Annotated in this window: 13 protein-coding genes; 9 read left to right on the top strand and 4 right to left on the bottom strand. The window is 60.4% G+C overall.

Annotated elements, in window-relative coordinates; translation table 11 throughout:
- The 6 genes from AB3X55_10810 to AB3X55_10835 form a co-directional block, all read left to right on the top strand.
- A partial coding sequence (locus AB3X55_10810; GenBank protein MEX0504075.1) for a hypothetical protein occupies positions 1–701 on the top strand: 701 nt, incomplete at its 5' end.
- Between the two features lie 189 nt (positions 702–890).
- Positions 891–4,790 (top strand): triple tyrosine motif-containing protein, encoded by a 3,900-nt coding sequence (locus AB3X55_10815; protein MEX0504076.1) that lies wholly within the window; start codon positions 891–893, stop codon positions 4,788–4,790.
- 244 nt (positions 4,791–5,034) lie between these two features.
- Positions 5,035–6,126 carry an ImuA family protein gene (locus AB3X55_10820; GenBank protein MEX0504077.1) on the top strand — a complete coding sequence of 364 codons (1,092 nt, stop codon included), beginning with the start codon at positions 5,035–5,037 and terminating at the stop codon, positions 6,124–6,126.
- A 19-nt stretch (positions 6,127–6,145) separates the two neighbouring features.
- Positions 6,146–7,735: a DNA polymerase Y family protein gene (locus tag AB3X55_10825; GenBank protein ID MEX0504078.1), complete on the top strand. Its 1,590-nt coding sequence runs from the start codon at positions 6,146–6,148 to the stop codon at positions 7,733–7,735.
- Complete coding sequence (locus tag AB3X55_10830) at positions 7,735–10,884, top strand: error-prone DNA polymerase (GenBank protein MEX0504079.1); 3,150 nt, start codon at positions 7,735–7,737, stop codon at positions 10,882–10,884. The genes AB3X55_10825 and AB3X55_10830 overlap by 1 nt, the downstream gene beginning before the upstream one ends.
- A 96-nt stretch (positions 10,885–10,980) precedes the next feature.
- Entirely contained in the window at positions 10,981–11,406 is a 426-nt protein-coding gene (locus AB3X55_10835; GenBank protein ID MEX0504080.1) for a GFA family protein, read from the top strand.
- A 29-nt stretch (positions 11,407–11,435) separates the two neighbouring features.
- Here the strand turns inward: AB3X55_10835 and AB3X55_10840 are convergent, their stop codons facing one another.
- Positions 11,436–12,809 carry a D-alanyl-D-alanine carboxypeptidase family protein gene (locus AB3X55_10840; GenBank protein ID MEX0504081.1) on the bottom strand — a complete coding sequence of 458 codons (1,374 nt, stop codon included), beginning with the start codon at positions 12,807–12,809 and terminating at the stop codon, positions 11,436–11,438.
- A 344-nt stretch (positions 12,810–13,153) separates the two neighbouring features.
- Here AB3X55_10840 and clpS point away from each other — a divergent pair, with 344 nt between their 5' ends.
- The 3 genes from clpS (at position 13,154) to AB3X55_10855 (ending at position 16,226) form a co-directional block, all read left to right on the top strand.
- Positions 13,154–13,477 carry an ATP-dependent Clp protease adapter ClpS gene (clpS, locus tag AB3X55_10845; protein ID MEX0504082.1) on the top strand — a complete coding sequence of 108 codons (324 nt, stop codon included), beginning with the start codon at positions 13,154–13,156 and terminating at the stop codon, positions 13,475–13,477.
- A 5-nt stretch (positions 13,478–13,482) separates the two neighbouring features.
- Positions 13,483–15,774, top strand: coding sequence for an ATP-dependent Clp protease ATP-binding subunit ClpA (gene clpA, locus AB3X55_10850; protein ID MEX0504083.1), 2,292 nt, complete (start codon positions 13,483–13,485; stop codon positions 15,772–15,774).
- A 182-nt stretch (positions 15,775–15,956) separates the two neighbouring features.
- Positions 15,957–16,226, top strand: a complete 270-nt coding sequence (locus AB3X55_10855; protein MEX0504084.1) for a hypothetical protein — start codon at positions 15,957–15,959, stop codon at positions 16,224–16,226.
- Positions 16,227–16,238: 12 nt separating this feature from the next.
- Here the strand turns inward: AB3X55_10855 and AB3X55_10860 are convergent, their stop codons facing one another.
- The 3 genes from AB3X55_10860 to AB3X55_10870 form a co-directional block, all read right to left on the bottom strand.
- Positions 16,239–17,447 carry a GNAT family N-acetyltransferase gene (locus AB3X55_10860; protein ID MEX0504085.1) on the bottom strand — a complete coding sequence of 403 codons (1,209 nt, stop codon included), beginning with the start codon at positions 17,445–17,447 and terminating at the stop codon, positions 16,239–16,241.
- A gap of 29 nt (positions 17,448–17,476) precedes the next feature.
- Positions 17,477–17,944, bottom strand: coding sequence for a RidA family protein (locus AB3X55_10865; GenBank protein ID MEX0504086.1), 468 nt, complete (start codon positions 17,942–17,944; stop codon positions 17,477–17,479).
- A gap of 110 nt (positions 17,945–18,054) precedes the next feature.
- Positions 18,055–18,303, bottom strand: a complete 249-nt coding sequence (locus AB3X55_10870) for a hypothetical protein (protein MEX0504087.1) — start codon at positions 18,301–18,303, stop codon at positions 18,055–18,057.
- Between the last annotated feature and the right edge of the window lie 366 nt (positions 18,304–18,669).

Consider the following 18,669-nt stretch of genomic DNA (forward strand, 5'->3'; position numbering starts at 1 on the left):
TCGAGAAGGTGCGCAAGGTTCTGCCCACCATTACAAACCTTGTGGAAAAGAACCGTGACGTGATCAAGCGGAAGTCCGAGAGCGGCGAAACCCCTCAGCTTTCAGAAGACGAAAGCAAAATTCTTTCCGAACTTGAGAATAGCATCAAACAGGTCATGGCCAATCCCGATGCCCAGCATGCGCCCGTGCTGGCGATGTTTGGCACGGCGGTTGTCAAGGAAGGCACGGTGACCGGCAAAACCGATACCGGGCTGCGGGTCCGGGTCACGGATGTGAACAGCGGCGAGACCGGGTATGAGGAGCCGGATGTCGTCCTGTCAGGCGACAATCGTTTCAAGATCGAAAACGGCAAAATCTTCGCCAAAGCCGGTGCCAGCTTCAGATCGGGCGAGGAGATCACCCTGACGCTGACCGCCACCGACGGCAACAACGCCGGCCTCACCAATACCGTGCCGATCACCTTCACCGTCAGCGATGTTCAGTTTGCGCCGGTGCCGGAGATTCGCGGCACGGCGTCTGTCAAGGAAGGCACGGTGACCGGCGATACCGACACCGGGCTGACCTTCATCGCGACCGACAAGGACAGCGGCGAGACCGGGTATAGGGGGCCGAGTTTCACCCTGTCAGGCGACAATCGTTTCAAGATCGAAAACGGCAAAATCCTCGCCAAAAGCGGCGTCAGCTTCAGATTGGGCGAGTAGATCACCCTGACGCTGACCGCCACCGACGGCAACAACGCCGGCCTTACCGGCACCGATAGGATCACCTTCACCGTCCTTGAAGCCGGGCAACCACCGACGCTGACGATCACACAGCCCGCCGCCCGGACAACTTTCAACGAGACCGTCGGAGACACCAAAACAACCAGCCCCATCGATACCGGCATCGAGGTGGAGGCGCGTGATCCCGACGGCGATCTGCGCCCGCTGGTGATCAAACGGAAGACGAAAGACGGAAACTTCGTCCTCGACGACAGGTTCGAGGTGTCGGGCGGCAAGCTGATCGCCAAGGCGGGTCAGACATTCGACTTTGAACATGAAGACAACCCGAACGGCGTGATCACGCTGGAAATCACCGCCGAGGATTCCGCCGGCAATGAGGTCAAGAAAGAGGTCACCGTCCAGCTGACCGACGGCAACGACCCGACTACAGGCATTATATCCATTCTCGTCAACGGTAAAGAGGCGAAGGAGGCGTTTAAGGGCGTCACACTGAGCGTTGATCGGTCAGCCACAGATCAGGACATAGTAGGCACCATCAACACTGATTGGGAGCGGAAGAAGGCAGATGGAACCTGGGAGCCAGCCCCCGGTAGACCTCCATCGAACAATGACTACACACCTTCCGAGGCCGGCATCTACCGGGCGGTAATGCTGGTGTCGGACGTGAAATTTTCCGACGACGACGAGGCGCAGTTCGTCAGTCCCGAAATCGAAGTGAAGGAGCCGAGTATTGAGAATTTCAAGGTGATTAAAAGGGTTTCCAGGATCACCGAAAATAGCAAACCGTCCCCCACTAATCCTGTTGATGCCGGATACGAGATTCACATAGCCAAAAACCTGCTACCCGCCGACTTCCTGTCTAGCAAACTCGACGCGGTCGGCGGCCTAGCTCTGGGGACCGGCATACAGGTTTTGAGTCAAAACATCGTGAGATCCTCCAGCACCGCGTACGGAACAAACGACCCAAGGTTCGCTCTGAAATTCAACGAGAGTGATGAAAATTATCACAAATTCACCCTCCTTTTGTTCATGATCAGGGGCCCTTTAAAATTCGATGCCGACAGAACCGATGAGTTCGGTGATGATAACAACCTCACGCTCAATGGCATTATCGAGCTAACTTTTACTTTCACCGACGAATACAAAACGGAGCGCAAGTTCACCGTGGATGTGGCCATCGACAGACCGACCGAAGGCGCGATCGCCGCCGCCATCAAGGGAGTCGCCGTGGACCGGGATCAGGAGGTGAATACCGGGACCGAGCTGTCATTCATCCAAACCACGCCGTTCAGCGATCCGAACAGTGTCGTCCTGCCGACCCCGGCAGGGGGCGTGCGGCCTCCGGCAATGGGCCTGACGCTGAAATATCAGTGGTGGCAGAAGGTGAACGAGGTATGGAAGGCTATCACCGGCGCGACGAGCGCCAGCTATACCCCGGACGAGGCCGGCACCTACCGCTTGCTGGTCACGGTGACCGATACCGTTTCCGGGGTCGCCACGGATTTCAAAACACTCGATATCAACGTCGTGGCCGGAAGCGCGCCATCGGTGGGGGGGTCGACGCAGTCCGGATCCGCCCTGGATCCGGCTGTTCCGGATTTCAAGATGAGTTTCCAGACCTCGGTCGGGGCTCCCCCGTTCGTGGAAAATGTCGGGGCCGGAAGACAAGGCAACAAGGTACATACAGGTCACAATATCCAGATAAAAAAGGATCTGTTGCCGACGAATTTTCTGGGAACCAGAGGTCCAGACGGAACCGTTACCGTTATAGAAGGCCGGACTGGGGAATTGAACCCGTCTTACCTGACATTCACAACTCGCCAGCACGACACCAGCGATGGACGATTCATGCTGGAATTTGTTGAAGAGACCGCCGGCCATTATCGATTTTTTCTTTATGCCAGACAGGGCGCGACCTTCAATTTCGAGAAGGACGTCCGGGAAGAGGAAGCCGGAAATGCGGACGGCAAGATCGCCGTCACCATCATCTTCACCGACAGGAACGGCATTAAACACACGCTGGACAGCGATCCGGATACCCCCGGCAACCAACCCTTCCTGGTGACGATCCGGAATAAGGATGAGAAGCCGACCGGGATAGCGCTGAAGGCCCCTGATGATGCCTCGCTCGCTTTCACCGGCATTACCATCAATGAACTGGAACCCACCACTGAGCGCAAGATCGCCGATATCCACATCAGCGATGACGGGATCGGCACCAACGTCCTGGAAATCCAGTCGGCCTGGGCAAAAGACCTGTTCGAAATCAGAAACGGCACCGAACTGATGCTGAAGGCCGGGCAGGTGATCGACAGGCTGGCGACCGGAACGCGTGAGGTTGCGGTGGGTCTTACCGACCGGACCACCGGTGACGGCACTCTCCCGAACCCCGTATCCTTCACCGTGACGATCAATAACACGGAGGAAGCGCCGCGCCTGGAAAAGCATGTCAGTCCTGACGCCCCGAGCGAATTGCCGTTGCGCACTGAAGACACACCGTTCGACACGGGCATTGTCTTCATCCTGAGCGATCCCGACAATCTGGATGGCGTGCCGGTTCAGGACGTTCAAATGCTGCCGCTGATAGTCAAGATCGACGGCGTTGCCGTTAGTGTCGACGTCTTCGAGCTTGTTCGGGACACCAGCTACGTTTTGCCACCACGCTCCACGCCGGGCCAGAAGAAATACAAGCTGATGGTGAAGGCCGGGCAGGACCTGTCCGATCTCGCCGGCCGTAGCGTGACCCTGACCATACAGGGGCGGGAAAATGGCAATCACGGCACACTTAAAAGCGAAGGCATCGAAGTGACGCTGAACGTGGCGGCGGCGCCTGTGCCCGGCCTGCCGGCGGCGCAAGACAGGCCCACCACGCCTGAAACACCCGACACGCATGACGGCCAGACAGGATCGCCCGATACCCGCGAGGTGGATACCACGCCCGGCAATGCGGCCAGCGCCGACCGGATCAACAATCTGGAATCCGGCGACAAGATCAGGATCGATCTGGATTATGTATGGCTGAAGAGTTATTCACGAACCGTCGATAGCATTGAAAATATCTCGGTGCTCGGCATATACAGTTCGCATGACCTGTCTCTTGAAGACAACCACCTCGCCTTCATGGTCAACTCCGTGGACACGGTCAATTTCCCGAGTGTGTTCCTCAATGTTGGCTATTCCAACAAGGACAGCTATTTCACTACCCGGTCGGGGGACAGCACGACCGTCACAAAGGCCTATTATCTGTTTGAGGGCAACAGCCTCAGCAACAGTGAAAACCGCAACGAAGCCTTTGTGATCGACACGACGCCAAGTGATGAGGACGGTGCGGTCAAGATCACCAATTTCCGCCCGGCGGAAGGGGATGCGCTGGTCTTCACGGGAAGCGACATCTACTGGCAGGTGAAATATGATGCCGGAGGGTTCGGGGAAAGCCCCAGCTACAAACTCGTCTTCTACAGCTCTGACACGGTTCAGGCGAACAATGTGCTGGCGGTGCTTGACGGTTACATCCATGAGGAAGATGGCGGGCTGGTGTTTGTCGCGCCAACAGCCGACCTGTTCCTGAACGTGGGAGGCAACAGGCCAAATCTGCATATGATTCCGGTTGAACGAAAGCATTTTGACATAAGCAAATTCGAGTCGGTTTTCAATTCGGCAACCGGTCGAGACGAGCCCAATTACATCTTGCAACCGCTTGAAGGCGTGAATTTCGTCACCGATTATTTCAACCCTCATTACGACCGTGTTATCAGCGGCGCGCAGATCAAGAACAACGAGCCGGCCAGAATCACGAATTTCGAGGATGGCCGGGACAAGATCATGCTCGATGTGGGGGAGAACCGCACATATTGGTGGAAGGAAATCAGCGAGACAAGAGAGTCCACCGAGGTTGGAGGGGCGGCAGAAACGATAAGGGTCATCGAGCTGTATAATACCGCGACACCGACATCCGAAGCCCATAAGATCGCCCGCATCGTGGATTTTGACGGCACCTTCTCGCAAGATGATTTCATCCATGTTGACGGAACCTCCGTCAACAGCGGACAGATCATCGAGATTCTCTGATCGGTGTCTGTGCGCCGCCCGGTTCGCCGGGCGGTTCCGAAATCCGGCCACCCGGCGGGCCGGGGCGGCACATCGACAGGCTCCCGCACCGACTCCCCTACCGATTCTTTTCATCGACTCCCGCAGTGACTCTTTTCAGTGACTCTTTTCATTGACTCTGGGCCTGTCCGCTTATAGAACAAAACGGGAACAAAAAGCGGTCCAAAGCGGTCCCGGGATGGAACCAAACGGCAGGAGGCGGATCATGATGACGGTGCAAAGTGACATGTCGGACCATGATCTTGCCACATGCACTCAGCCTCACCATGACGTGTTCCCGCATGATCTTGCCGCGGCGTCGCCCGGTGAATTGCCCGGTGAATCGCGGGTTGGCGAATTGCCCGGTGAATTACCCGGCGAATCGCGGGTTGGCGAATTGCCCGGTGAATTACCCGGCGAATCTGGGGATCGCGCCGAACACTTCCGGACGCTGCGGCGCGAGGCTGCCCGTCTGGAGGGGCGGTCCGGCACGGCGCGGCTGCCGCTTGGCGTCGGGCCGCTCGATTCGGCGCTTGCCGGCGGGTTGGCGCTGGGGCGGGTGCATCTTCTGTCCGGTCGTCCCGGGCATGACGGGGCGCTGAGCGGATTCACCGTCGCGATGCTGCGTCGGCTGCTGGCCCGGCAGGAGGATTCGCGGGCCGACAGATCGGCACCGGTGGTCTGGTGTCCGGCCGCCGCGACCGGCGGTGCGGGAATGCTGTATGCCGCCGGGCTGGCGGCGCTCGGGCTCGATCCGGGGCGGTTGCTGATCGTCGATTCGCCAAGCCCCGGACAAAGGCTGGCGGCGCTGGAGGACATCCTGCGCACATCCGGGCTTGCCGCCGTCGTCATGGAATATGACGGTGCCGTCCAGTCCGGCGAATACTGGATGCGGCTGGCACGACGCGCACAGCTGGCGGCCGAGGCAAGCGGTGTTACCGGGTTCCTGACCGGCTGGCCGGTGACGGCAAGCGGGTTCGAAACACGATGGCGGATTGCCCCGTCTGCTGCATCTGCCGTCACGGGCCCGTCATCCGACTGGTCGTCCCGCTGGAATCCTTGCTGGCAGGTCGATCTGTTGCAGGCGCGCGGGGGACGTGCGCATGCAACAAGGCTGTGCTGGCGGGCGCGTGACAACAGCTTTCGTGATCTTGGCCCGTCTTCGGTCCAGACAGGTGGTTCCGTGGCGTCATTGCCGCTTGGCACGTCATCATTACCGCTTGCTGCGCCGTTTGCTGCATCGCCGGGCGGGCTGCCACACCGCCGGGGTGCCGGGCATCGTTCGGCGGCCCTGCCGGCGGCGCGTCTGGCCGGCTAGTGCGGTGGGGCAGCGTGGCATGTCGCGGCGCATCATTCATGTCTGGTTTCCGCATCTGGCGGCTGACAGGCTGCGCCGGGCCGGGGCGGTGCCGAATGGCGTGCCGCTGGTCCTGACCACGACGCACAGAGGCACCGATATGGTGGAGTCGGTTTGCCGTCTGGCGCGGCGAAGCGGTCTTCATGCCGGTATGCGGCTTGCCGATGCCCGGGCCCTGCACCCGAACCTTGTTTCGCGTGACAGTGATGCCGGTGCCGATGCGGATGACCTGCTGCATCTGGCAAGATGGGCGCGTCGCTATTGTCCGTTGACCGCACCGGCCCCGGTCGAATCCGTCGGCACCGGTGCCGCCATTGCGCATGATGGCAACGGGTTGTGGCTGGATATTGCCGGGGCGGCGCATCTTCATGGTGGTGTTCGCCCGCTGCTGGCCGATATGGCGTGGCGGTTGCGGCGGGCCGGGCTGACGGCGCGTATGGCTGTCGCGCCAACCTGTGGTGCTGCCTGGGCGCTGGCCCGGTACGGCACGGCGGTGCAGCGCTATGGCTGTGCGCGGCTGGAGTCGCCGGCACCGCGCCAGCTGGCAGGGATGATGGCCGATCTGCCGCTGGCCGCGCTGCGGCTTGACGGCAGCATCTGCACGGCGATGGCGGCGTCCGGTCTGCGCCGGATTGGCGATGTCATGCCGCTGCCGCGGGCCCCGCTTGCCGCGCGGTTCGGGATGATTGTGACAGCACGCCTTGATGCGGCGCTTGGGCATGTGAATGAAAGTTTCACCCCGATCGCGCCGGTGCGCCCGCGTCTGGCGATGCTGAATTTTGCCGAACCCGTCGCCGCGCCGGCCGATATCCATGCGACGATCGGGCAGCTGATCGACGAGCTGAGCCTGATCCTGCAGCAGAACGAGGTGGGGGCCAGACGGCTGCATCTCGGCTGGCAGCGGGTTGATGGTGTGGTGCGGGGCCATGATGTCCATCTGTCGCGCCCAAGCCGCGATGCCACCGCGTTCCGCCGTCTGCTGGCTGATGCCGGCGAGGCCATCAATCCGGAATTCGGGATCGAACGGATGTGGATGGAGGCGCATGGCTGCACCCCCCAGGCACCTGTATCGGCGGCGTTTGATGACGGGGTGTCGGTTGCCGAAAGCCAGGCAAGCCTGATCGACAGGCTGGTGGCGCGGCTTGGACATGGTGCGGTGCTGCGTATGAAGCCGCGCGATTGCTGGCAACCGGAAGCGGCGCAATATATGGCCTATCCCGATATGGAACAGGCCGGTTTCGACGACCGGATGAATGCCCCGGCGCATTGTCCGACCGCCGCCCCGCGCCCGATCAGGCTGCTGGCGCATCCGCACCGGCTGGCGGTGGTGGCGCTGCTTCCGGACCATCCACCGGCACAGTTCGTCTGGCAGAAACGCACGCACAGGATTATGCGTGCCAGCGGTCCCGAACGAATCGCGCCGCAATGGTGGCATGCCGCCGCCGGCACCCGCACGCGCGACTATTTCCGCCTTCAGGATGATCGCGGGGCCGCGTTCTGGGTCTATCGCGAGGGCCTGCCCGAACGCGGCGAGGATCCGGGCTGGTTCCTGCACGGTTTCTTCGCCTGATGGCGTTGCTGGGATGTTACAGCAATTTCAGCTTTCTTGCCGGTGCCTCGCATCCGCAGGAGATGGTTGAAACGGCGGCGGCGCTGGGATGGCCTGCCATCGGTATTGCCGATGTGAATTCGCTTGCCGGAATTGTACGGGCCCATGTCGCCGCCCGCGAACATGGCATCCGGCTGGTTGTCGGGGCGCGGCTGAGGCCTGTCGACGGGCCGGAGGTGATTGTCCATCCGACCGACCGGACGGGCTATGAATCGCTGTCGGTGCTGCTCAGCGAGGGTAATCTTCGCGGCAGCAAGGCGGCACCGGTGCTGCATCTTGCCGACTTCGCGCGGCTTGCTGCCAGTACCGCGCTGCTGGTGATGCCGCCGCGTCATCCGGATTCCGGCCATGCGACGCATCTGACACGAATCCGCGACAGCGCGTCCGGCCGGGTCTTTGCCGGCGCGGCGTTGTATCGTGATGGCGGTGACGAGACGCGCCTCGCGATGCTTGCCGAGATGGCGGCGGCGCTGGACCTGCCGCTGGCGGCGGCCGGTGACGCGCTCTATCACCTGCCGGCACGCCGGCCGCTTGCCGATGTTCTGAGCTGTATTCGTGAAAAACAGCAGCTTGATCAGGCCGGAGCCCTGCTGTCGCGCAATGCCGAACGTCACATTCTGACACCTGCCGAGATGGCGCGGCGCTGGCGTCACCTGCCACAGGCGCTGGACCATGCCGGCGAGCTTGCCGCCATGTGCGGATTTTCGATGGATGATCTGTCCTATGAATATCCCGACGAGGTGTCGCCGGGTGGGCGCGACGCGATGGCCGAACTTGAATATCAGACATGGAATGGTGCCGCCCAGCGCTATCCCGACGGCGTGCCGGCAAAGGTCGAAGCCTATCTGAATCGGGAAATAGCCCTGATCGCCAAAATGGCCTTTGCGCCGTATTTCCTGACCGTTTTCGATATTGTCCGTTTTGCCCGCAGCCGCGGGATTCTGTGTCAGGGGCGCGGTTCGGCAGCCAATTCGGCAGTCTGCTACTGTCTTGGTATCACCTCGGTCGATCCGGACCGTTCGCAGCCATTGTTCGAACGTTTCATCAGCGAGGCGCGTGGCGAGCCACCCGATATCGATGTTGATTTCGAGCATGAGCGCCGCGAGGAGGTGATCCAGTACATCTATGCCAAATATGGCCGCACCCGTGCCGGGCTGACGGCGGCGGTGATCACCTATCGGACACGCAGCGCGCTTCGCGAGGTGGCAAAGGTGTTTGGACTCAGCAGCGATGTTCAGGCGGCGCTGTCCGGACAGGCCTGGGGACGCGAGGCGGGCGGGCCTGATGACGAGGCGCTTCGTGCTGTCGGCATCGACCCGGCAGACCGCCGGATCGCGCTGGTGCGGCGGCTGGTTGGCGAGATTGCCCGCTTTCCCCGCCACCTGTCGCAGCATGTCGGCGGCTTTGTCATCACCCGCGGGCGGCTCGACCATCTCTGCCCGATCAGCCCGGCGGCGATGGCGGGTCGGACGGTGATCGAATGGGACAAGGATGATCTGGACGCGCTGGGCCTGTTGAAGGTCGATGTCCTGGCGCTTGGCATGCTGAGTTGTGTGCGCCGTGCTTTCGACATGCTGCGGCAGCATTATAACCGGCCATTGACGCTGGCCTCGGTGCCGCCCGAGGACGCCGCCACCTATGACATGCTGTGCGAGGGGCGTTCGGTTGGTGTCTTTCAGGTGGAATCGCGGGCCCAGATGGCGATGTTGCCGCGCCTTCAGCCACGCTGTTTTCATGATCTGGTGGTGCAGGTGGCGATCGTGCGCCCGGGGCCGATCCAGGGCGATATGGTGCATCCCTATCTTCGCCGGCGTGCCGGGCTGGAAAAGGTCACTTATCCGTCCGAGGCGCTTCGCGATGTGCTGGAGCGTACGCTCGGCGTGCCGCTGTTTCAGGAACAGGCGATGCAGATTGCGATTGTCGGCGCCGGGTTTACCGGCAGCGAGGCGGACCAGCTTCGCCGCGCCATGGCCACCTTCAAGAAGCATGGTGATGTCGCCAGATTCCACGACAAGATGATCCGTGGCATGGTCGAGCGTGGTTATGATGCCGAATTTGCCGAACGCTGTTTCCGCCAGATCGAGGGGTTTGGCACCTACGGGTTTCCGGAATCGCACGCCGCCAGCTTTGCGTTGCTTGTCTATGTCTCGGCCTGGATCAAGAACCATTATCCGGATGTCTTTATCTGCGCGCTGCTGAATGCCCAGCCGATGGGATTCTATTCCTCTTCACAGCTTGTCGCCGAGGCAAAGCGAAGCGGCATTGAGGTGCGTCCGGTTGATGTCGGGCATTCCGACTGGGACAGCACGCTTGAAGCCGATTCGCGGAACCGGCAGGGCCATTACGCCCTGCGGCTGGGGCTGCGGCTGGTCAAGGGGCTTGCCGAGGGCGAGGGCACGCGGATTGTGGCCAGCCGCATGCCGCCCTATGCCAATTTGTCCGACATCATGCGACGTGCCGATGTGTCGGCACGCGCGCTCGAATCGCTGGCGCGCGGTGATGCGTTTGGCAGTCTGGGTCTCGAGCGCCGTACAGCCTTGTGGGAGGTGCGCGCGCTGGCTGGCCAGCGGTGGCAGGAACTGCCGCTGTTCGCGCATGCCACCCGTCGGCATCACGATCTTGCCGGTGTGGAACCGCCTGTTGCCCTGCCGCGCGCAGGGCCCGGCGAGGACGTGGCCGCCGATTACCGCAGTCTGGGGCTGTCATTGAAGGCACATCCGCTGCGTCTTCTGGAAGCCCCGCTTGCCGCCGATGGCTGGCAGAGCTGTGCGATCGCACATGAGGCGCGTGACGGACAGCGGCTGCGTCTTGCCGGTCTGGTAACGATGCGCCAGCGCCCCGGCACCGCCGGCGGGACGGTGTTTCTGACGCTTGAGGACGGGTTGCATTCGCTGAATGTGATCATCTGGCCAAAGCTGACCGAAACCTATCGTGACCCGATGCTGCGATCACAGATCCTGGGCGTTGTCGGGCGTATCCAGCGGGAAAAGGCGGTGCTGCATTTCATCGCCGAATCTCTGTTCAACCTGAATGGATATCTCCGCCATCTCGACGAGGAAGCGGCCCGCGATCAGCGCGGCACCCGTATGCGAAGCCGCGATTTCAGATAGGGTTTTCGTCTGGATCTTGCCTGTGTGTAGGTTTGATGTGTGTAGGTTTGATGTGTGTAGGTTTGACGGAACCGGATTTGCAGGGGAGATGTCGTCATGGACAGGCCGATTGCCGCCACCGCCGGGAAGGATTTCGAAGGCGGATGCCATTGCGGGGAGGTGCGCTTTCGCGCCACCGGCCCGCTTCGCAAAATTCTGATCTGCCACTGTTCGGATTGTCTGAAGATCACCGGCATTAGCTGGGGTGCCTCGGCCGTGCATGCCGACGGCTTTTCCTGGCTCGGTGACGGGCGGCCGCGCTGGTATGGCAGTTCAAAATGGGCGGAGCGCGGCTTCTGCCCGACCTGCGGCTCGCAGATGTTCTACCGCCGCCGTGACCTGCCGCTGATCAGTATTGCGCCCGGCGCCTTCGACGATAGCGGGATGCTGAGGGTATCGGGCCAGATATATGTGGATTCGCACCCCTCTTGGGGTCCAATTGGCGCAGATTTCGAGGATCTCGACAAGACCTATCCGAAATAGCTGTCGCCGCCGCCATGACGCCGCGCGGATCAGCCCGCGCGCCGTCTGTCTTCCTCGATCGCCATGCAGGGCCGTCCCTTGGCAAACAGCGCCGCACAGGCGGACCTGGCCTGGGTTTCGTCAAGATTGTGGAATCTGACACGCCACATCGGAATGCTGCCGCGGGTCACCATGGTCAGGCGGGCCGGGGTGGCCGCAAGCACCCCGTCGGTGGCGCGCCGTGCCTGCGCCGCGGCCTTGTGCGCATTGGCGCGCTTGGCAAAGCTGCCGATCTGCACGCTCCACTGCGTCGGCCCGTCATCACCTGTCGCGCTGGCGCGTGACGGCGTGCCTTCCAGATAGGCGGACTCGCCCGCAAGCGCGACATCGATGCTGCCATGCTTGACCTGTCGCGGTGGCGGTGCCACCGGCATCGCGCCCGGCACCGGCGGTGGCACCGGCAAAGTCTTTGGAAGTGCCGCAACGGCCCCGCTTCGCACCGGGGTCAGTTGCGTGCGGATATCGGCCGGTTTGACCCGCTTGAAGGACTTGTCGAGGATCTCGACCATATGGGCATCGCGTGTCCGGCCTGTGCGGCCACCGAACACAACGCCGATCAGCCTGACACCGGCGCGTTCCACCGTCGCCACCAGATTGAAGCCGGAGGCGTTGATGTAACCTGTCTTGATGCCGTCTGTTCCCGAATAGTTTGTCAGAAGCTTGTTGTGGTTGCCAAATCGCTGCCCCTTCCAGCGGAACGAGGTGGTCGAGAACATGCCGAAATATTGCGGAAAGTCGCGGCGGATGGCGATGGCAAGCCGGGCCATGTCACGCGCCGTTGACCGCTGCTGGCGGTTTGGCAGGCCGGAGGCATTGCGAAAGGTCGTCCGTGTCATGCCAAGGGCGCGCGCCTTGCGCGTCATCCGCTCGCCGAATTCACGCTCGGATCCCGACAATTGTTCGGCCACAACGGTGGCAACGTCATTTGCCGATTTCGTGATCAGCGCCAATATGGCGTCCTTGACCGTGATGGTCTGCCCGGTCCGAAGATACAGCTTCGAAGGTGATCGGCTTGCCGCCACACGTGATACAGGCATCTTCGTGGACATCGAGACACGCCCGGATTCAAGTTCCTCGAACAGCAGATAGAGGGTCATGATCTTGGTCAGCGATGCCGGATAGCGTGACTTGTCGGCATTGCGTGCAAACAACACGCGGCCGGTGGATTCCTCGATGACGATGGCCGCGTATTTGGCCGCCTTGGCCGACGGCGCGGTGGCGCCGAACATGCCGACAAACCCAAGACAGATGATCAGAAAGGCCGCGACACGGGACAATGGGACCGGGGAGCGAAAGCGGCGATAACGACTGACAAACATGAGACTGACAAACATGACAAGAACGGTCGTGACGCTATGCAGCATCGATCAGGGCTCCAGCTATAGTGTCCAGTTCACCGCATTGATGGTCATCATAATATCATTAATCATTTCTTCAACCTTGCCGGTGGTCTTTTTGCAGGTGGCTGCCCCTTTTTGACGCATTGTGATCTTTTTTGTCACAAGGCCCCTTTCGACGCTGGGCCGGACCGCCAATATCAAGTGGGTATCGAACGCATATGCCGCCGCTATACGGTTTCGGCCCAACCGGTGTCGGCCCAACTGGTGTCGGTATATTGCTTTCGCTGGTTATTTCTTGAACAATATCCCGGTGAATTGACAGGATCGTGATCCAACGGGATCGGAAACAGGTAAACCGAAGACAGGCGATGACTGACAGGAAGACAGACAAGGATGGTGGCCAGTCGCAGGTCATACTGGAGACGCGCCAGCGGACCAAGAAACCGTCGATGTACAAGGTGATCATGCTGAATGATGACTACACACCGATGGAATTCGTTGTCTATGTGCTGCAACGGTTCTTCAACATGTCGAACTCACAGGCCACGGCGATCATGCTGAATGTGCATCAGCGCGGCGTCGGCGTGTGCGGTGTCTACAGCTATGAGGTTGCCGAGGCGAAAGCCACCCAGGTGATGGATTACGCCCGCCAGAATGAACATCCGCTTCAACTGCAGATTGAAAAGGAATAGACGAGATGTTGTCACGTGAGCTTGAGGAAACGCTGCGCCGGGCGATGAGTACGGCCACATCGCACAGCCACGAATTCGCCACTCTGGAACATCTGCTGTTTGCCTTGACCGAGGACAGTGACGCGCTCGAGGTGCTGTCGGCCTGTAATGTGGATATTGACGAGCTTCGGACCCGCCTGTCGGATTTCATAGAAAATGAACTTGCCTCGATCGTCAGCGCGAATGGCCAGGCTGATGTTCAACCGACCGCCAGCTTCCAGCGCGTCATCCAGCGCGCCATCATCCATACCCAGTCATCCGGGCGCGAAGTGGCAACCGGCGCCAATGTTCTTGTGGCGATTTTCTCGGAACGGGAAAGCCATGCTGTCTGGTTCCTGAAATCGATGAATATGACCCGCCTTGATGCGGTGACCTTCATCAGCCACGGCGCCGAGGGCAATGGTGGCAGCGGCACGCAGGAGTCCAAAGAGGTCGAGGGCGGTGAGGCCGAAGGTCAGGATCCGCTCAGCCAGTATGCCGTCGATCTTATTGCCAAGGCCTCGGCAGGACGCATCGACCCGCTGATTGGACGCGACCGCGAAGTCGACCGGACCATTCAGGTGCTGTGCCGCCGGACCAAGAACAACCCGCTCTATGTTGGCGATCCGGGCGTTGGCAAGACCGCAATTGCCGAAGGGCTTGCGCTGCGAATCCATAATGGCGAGGTGCCGGATGTGTTGTCGAACGCCGTCATCTACGCCCTTGATATGGGGCAGCTTCTGGCCGGCACGCGCTATCGCGGCGATTTTGAAGAGCGGCTGAAGGCCGTGGTAAAGGCGGTTCAGGATGACGACAATGCCATTCTGTTCATCGACGAAATTCATACCGTCATTGGCGCCGGTGCCACATCCGGCGGCGCGATGGACGCCTCCAACCTGTTGAAGCCGGCGCTTCAGGAGGGCACGCTTCGCTGCATCGGATCGACCACATACAAGGAATATCGCGGGTATTTTGAAAAGGATCGTGCGCTGGTGCGCCGGTTCCAGAAAATCGATGTGATAGAGCCGACAATCGCGGATACGATCAAGATTCTGGCCGGCCTGAAGAGCCGCTATGAAGATCATCACAAGATCCGTTTCACCAGCGCGGCGCTGAAAACGGCTGTCGATCTGTCGGCCCGCTATATCAATGATCGCAAGCTTCCCGACAAGGCCATCGATGTCATTGACGAGGCTGCGGCGGCGCAGAACCTGCTGCCACCTTCGCGCCGCAAGGTAACCATCGGGCAGAAAGAGATCGAAGCCACCATTGCGACGATGGCGCGGATCCCGCCAAAACATGTCAGCCGTGACGACAAGGTGGCGCTGGCCTCGCTCGAGGATGATCTGAAGCGTCTGGTCTTTGGCCAGGACGCGGCAATCACCGCGCTGGCTTCGGCGATCAAGCTGGCCAGGGCCGGGCTTCGCGAACCGGAAAAGCCGGTCGGCAATTATCTGTTCTCCGGCCCGACCGGTGTTGGCAAGACCGAAGTGGCACGCCAGCTTGCCGAGGCGCTTGGCATCAAGCTGATGCGCTTCGACATGTCCGAATATATGGAGCGCCATACCGTGTCGCGGTTGATCGGCGCACCGCCGGGCTATGTTGGTTTTGACCAGGGCGGATTGCTGACCGACGCTGTCGACCAGACACCGCATGCGGTGTTGCTTCTTGACGAGATCGAAAAGGCGCATCCGGACCTGTTCAATATCCTTCTTCAGGTGATGGATCACGGCAAGCTGACGGACAATAACGGCAAGGTTGTCGATTTCCGCAATGTCATCCTGATCATGACAACCAATGCCGGCGCGCAGGAGCTGTCGAAAAAGGCAATCGGTTTCAACCGCGACAATCGCGAGGGTGCCGACGCCGAGGCGATCGAAAAGATGTTCACGCCGGAATTCCGGAACCGTCTCGACGCCATCATTCCCTTCGCGTCTCTTGGCACCGACGTGATCCGGCTTGTTGTCGACAAGTTCATCATGCAGCTCGATGCCCAGCTTGCCGAACGCAATGTCGAGATCGAGTTGACGGACGCGGCCCGTGACTGGCTGGCCGAGCGGGGCTATGACCGCAATTATGGCGCCCGCCCGCTGGCCCGCGTGGTGCAGGAACATATCAAAAAGCCGTTGGCCGACATGTTGCTGTTTGGCGATCTGGCCTCCGGTGGTTTGGCGCTTGTCGATGTCGAGGATGGCAAGATTGCCGTCAGCTGCAAGGCAGCACCGCCACGCGCGCTTCCCGGCAAGCGCACGGCATTGCCGGCCCCGGAAGAGCGTTAGACAAAATTAACGTATTTTTTACAATGCGTTAATAAAACATGGGTTTGACACAATGCCGGTGGCCTTTGTATGATCCCTTTGTATGATCAATGGGCGTGCGATGGCCATTGCCATTGCCATTGCCATTGCCATTGCCATTGCCATTGTGCGGCATTGAAACTGGTCCCGAAAGGATCATTGAAATGATGTTCATAGAAGCTTTGGTGGATGTCTGGCCGATGTTCCTGTTTGTTGGTGCCGCTATCTGGTGGGCGGCAACCATGAGCCGTGACATGAAGGCGCTTTATCTGGATGTGCGGTCTCTTGACCAGGATTTGAAGTCGCTGGATCAGGATTTGAAGTCGCTGGACCAGGATTTGAAGTCACTTGACCGTGATGTGAAGGCGCTCGACAGGGACATTTCCGGCATCAGGTCCGATCTGGCCGAAATCAAACTGGCGATCGTCAAATAACGTCGCCATTCCTCATTTTTTCCTGAACGGGCTGGCTTCCAGCGCGATGGCGTTTTTCTCGTCGTCGATGCCGCGGCGTTCGGCATCCAGAAACCGCTCGACAGCGGCACGGAACCCGTCATGCGCGATCCAGTGGGCCGACCAGGTGGTGATCGGCATATAGCCGCGCTGGACCTTGTGGAACCCTTGCGCCCCGGCTTCGACAACAGCGAGTTTCCGTTCGATCGCGAACTCGATGGCCTGATAATAGCAAGCCTCGAAATGCAGGCAGGGAATGTCGATATCCGCGCCCCAGTTGCGCCCGAACAGCGTGTCCCCGCCAATGAAATTCAGCGCCCCGCCAATGATCCGGCCATCATGTTCCGCCATCACCAGCAGCATCCTGTCGGCGATGCTGTCACGAAGGTGATGGAACACATCACGGGTCAGATAGGCACCGCCCCATTTCCGGTCGATGGTCGACAGATAGAACCGGTAGAAATCGTCGATATGGGCTGGCGTGATGTCATCACCGCTGAGCCTGAGCAGGCGAACACCCGCCTCGGCGACGGTACGGCGCTCCTTGCGGATGTTCTTGCGCTTTCGTGATGACAGGGCGGCAAGGAAATCATCAAAGCTGTCATAGCCGTTATTGTGCCAGTGAAACTGGATCGAGGACCGGATCATCCAGCCCTGGGATGCCAGCGCCGCTGTATCAGTTTCGGGAAGAAAGTTGATATGCGCCGACGACAGGTCAAACCTGTCCAGATACTGCGTCATGCCGCTGGCCAGCGCGCTGCGAAGCCGGGCCGCCAGATCGGGCGCGGCATCCCCGGTCAGGAACCGGGGCCCGGTCGCCGGTGTAAAGGGGATCGCCGACAGCATCTTCGGGTAATAGGTCCCGCCAGCCCGCATGAAGGCGTTGGCCCAGCTATGGTCGAAGATATATTCACCATATGAGTGATGCTTCAGATAATGCGGCATCGCCGCCATCATGCGGCCCCCGGCATCGCGAAGCACCAGATGCATCGGGTCCCAGCCGCTGTCGCCGCCGACCGCGCCGCCATCTTCGAGCGCCGTCAGAAAGGCGTGGCTGACAAACGGGTTGGATGGTCCGGCAAGACGATCCCAGTCGGCTGCCGGAAGGGCGCTGATCGAGGGCGTAAGGTCAAGGGTATAAGCGTCACCATCCATCCCCCAGAGATGGCGCATCGCTGCCCCGCTGGCAAGGGGGCGCGACATTTTCCAGGCAGGATGATGACAGAAGGTCGTCAGTCGATTTCAAAGATGCCGTCGATCTCGACAAGACAGCCAAGCGGCAGCGTGTTGGTGCCGACGGCAAATCTGGCATGCTTGCCGGCATCGCCAAAGACCTCGACCATCAGATCGGAGGCACCGTTGATCACCCCGGGCTGGCCGGTGAAATCCGCGGCCGAGGCAACAAAGCCGCCAAGTTTCACAACCTGCCGCACGCGGTCCAGATCGCCGCCACAGGCCACCTTGACCTGGGCGATCAGGTTGATGGCGCAGATCCGTGCCTGCGCGTACCCGTCCTCGACCGTTGCGGTGCCGCCGACATGGCCTGTCGCCGTCAGCTTGCCATCGACGAAAGGCACCTGTCCCGACACAAAGACCAGATTGCCGGTAACCGTAAAGGGCAGGTAATTGGCCGCTGGCGCGGGCGCGTCGGGGATGGTGATTCCCAGCTCGGCAAGGCGGGCGTCGATTTTGTTGGCCATAGGTGATGTCCTTTCCACAAAAGACTGGTCCACAGAAGACTGGCTTCGGCGTCAGACTGGCACAGCGGTTTCAGCTATTCAAACCAAATTCGCGATGGTTGATCACCGGCCTATGGCCCCATGAACGGCCACAGCGCCTCACGATCAATGGCCTCACGATGCCATCTGATGCTGTCCATCAACAGCTGCATCTGGGCCGCGCTGTCCCCATCGACACCGCATGGTGGCGCGGTCCACGGATCGGTAAAAATACAAACAGGAACCTCGTCCCTCATCGCGTCATGGATTGCGGTGTCATTCGCACAGCCGCACAGCACAAGCATGGCGGTCATCCACAGGCATGTCGCGGCAGGATGCATGGCATCCCCCTCCGGCTCGTTGATCGAATTCTGGCAAAACACAGGGCACGGTCATGGCCGGCCTGGCGTCAGGCCGGTCATCACACAACTGCGCGAAAGCGAAGTCCCGCCTATTTCCCGGAAGGGTGTTCTATTCAGCGAGCGACCCGACAAGCGGTCGCTTTCGCGGGCTTTTGCGTGATGACACACACACCATAGACAGCACCCCCGACCTTTGCAAATCGAGAGCTGTCAGCCTGAAAACATGAATGATTCCAGAGGCTTTTGTGCAACACAACAAGCATACCGGTCTTAACGGAGTATGATGATACTCAAGTGGCGGCGGCCTGTTAACGGAAAAGTCCCTGGGTGTCTGGCCGTGTGTGC

The organism is Alphaproteobacteria bacterium LSUCC0719 (assembly GCA_040839025.1).
Classification (GTDB): Bacteria; Pseudomonadota; Alphaproteobacteria; order Puniceispirillales; family Puniceispirillaceae; genus UBA8309.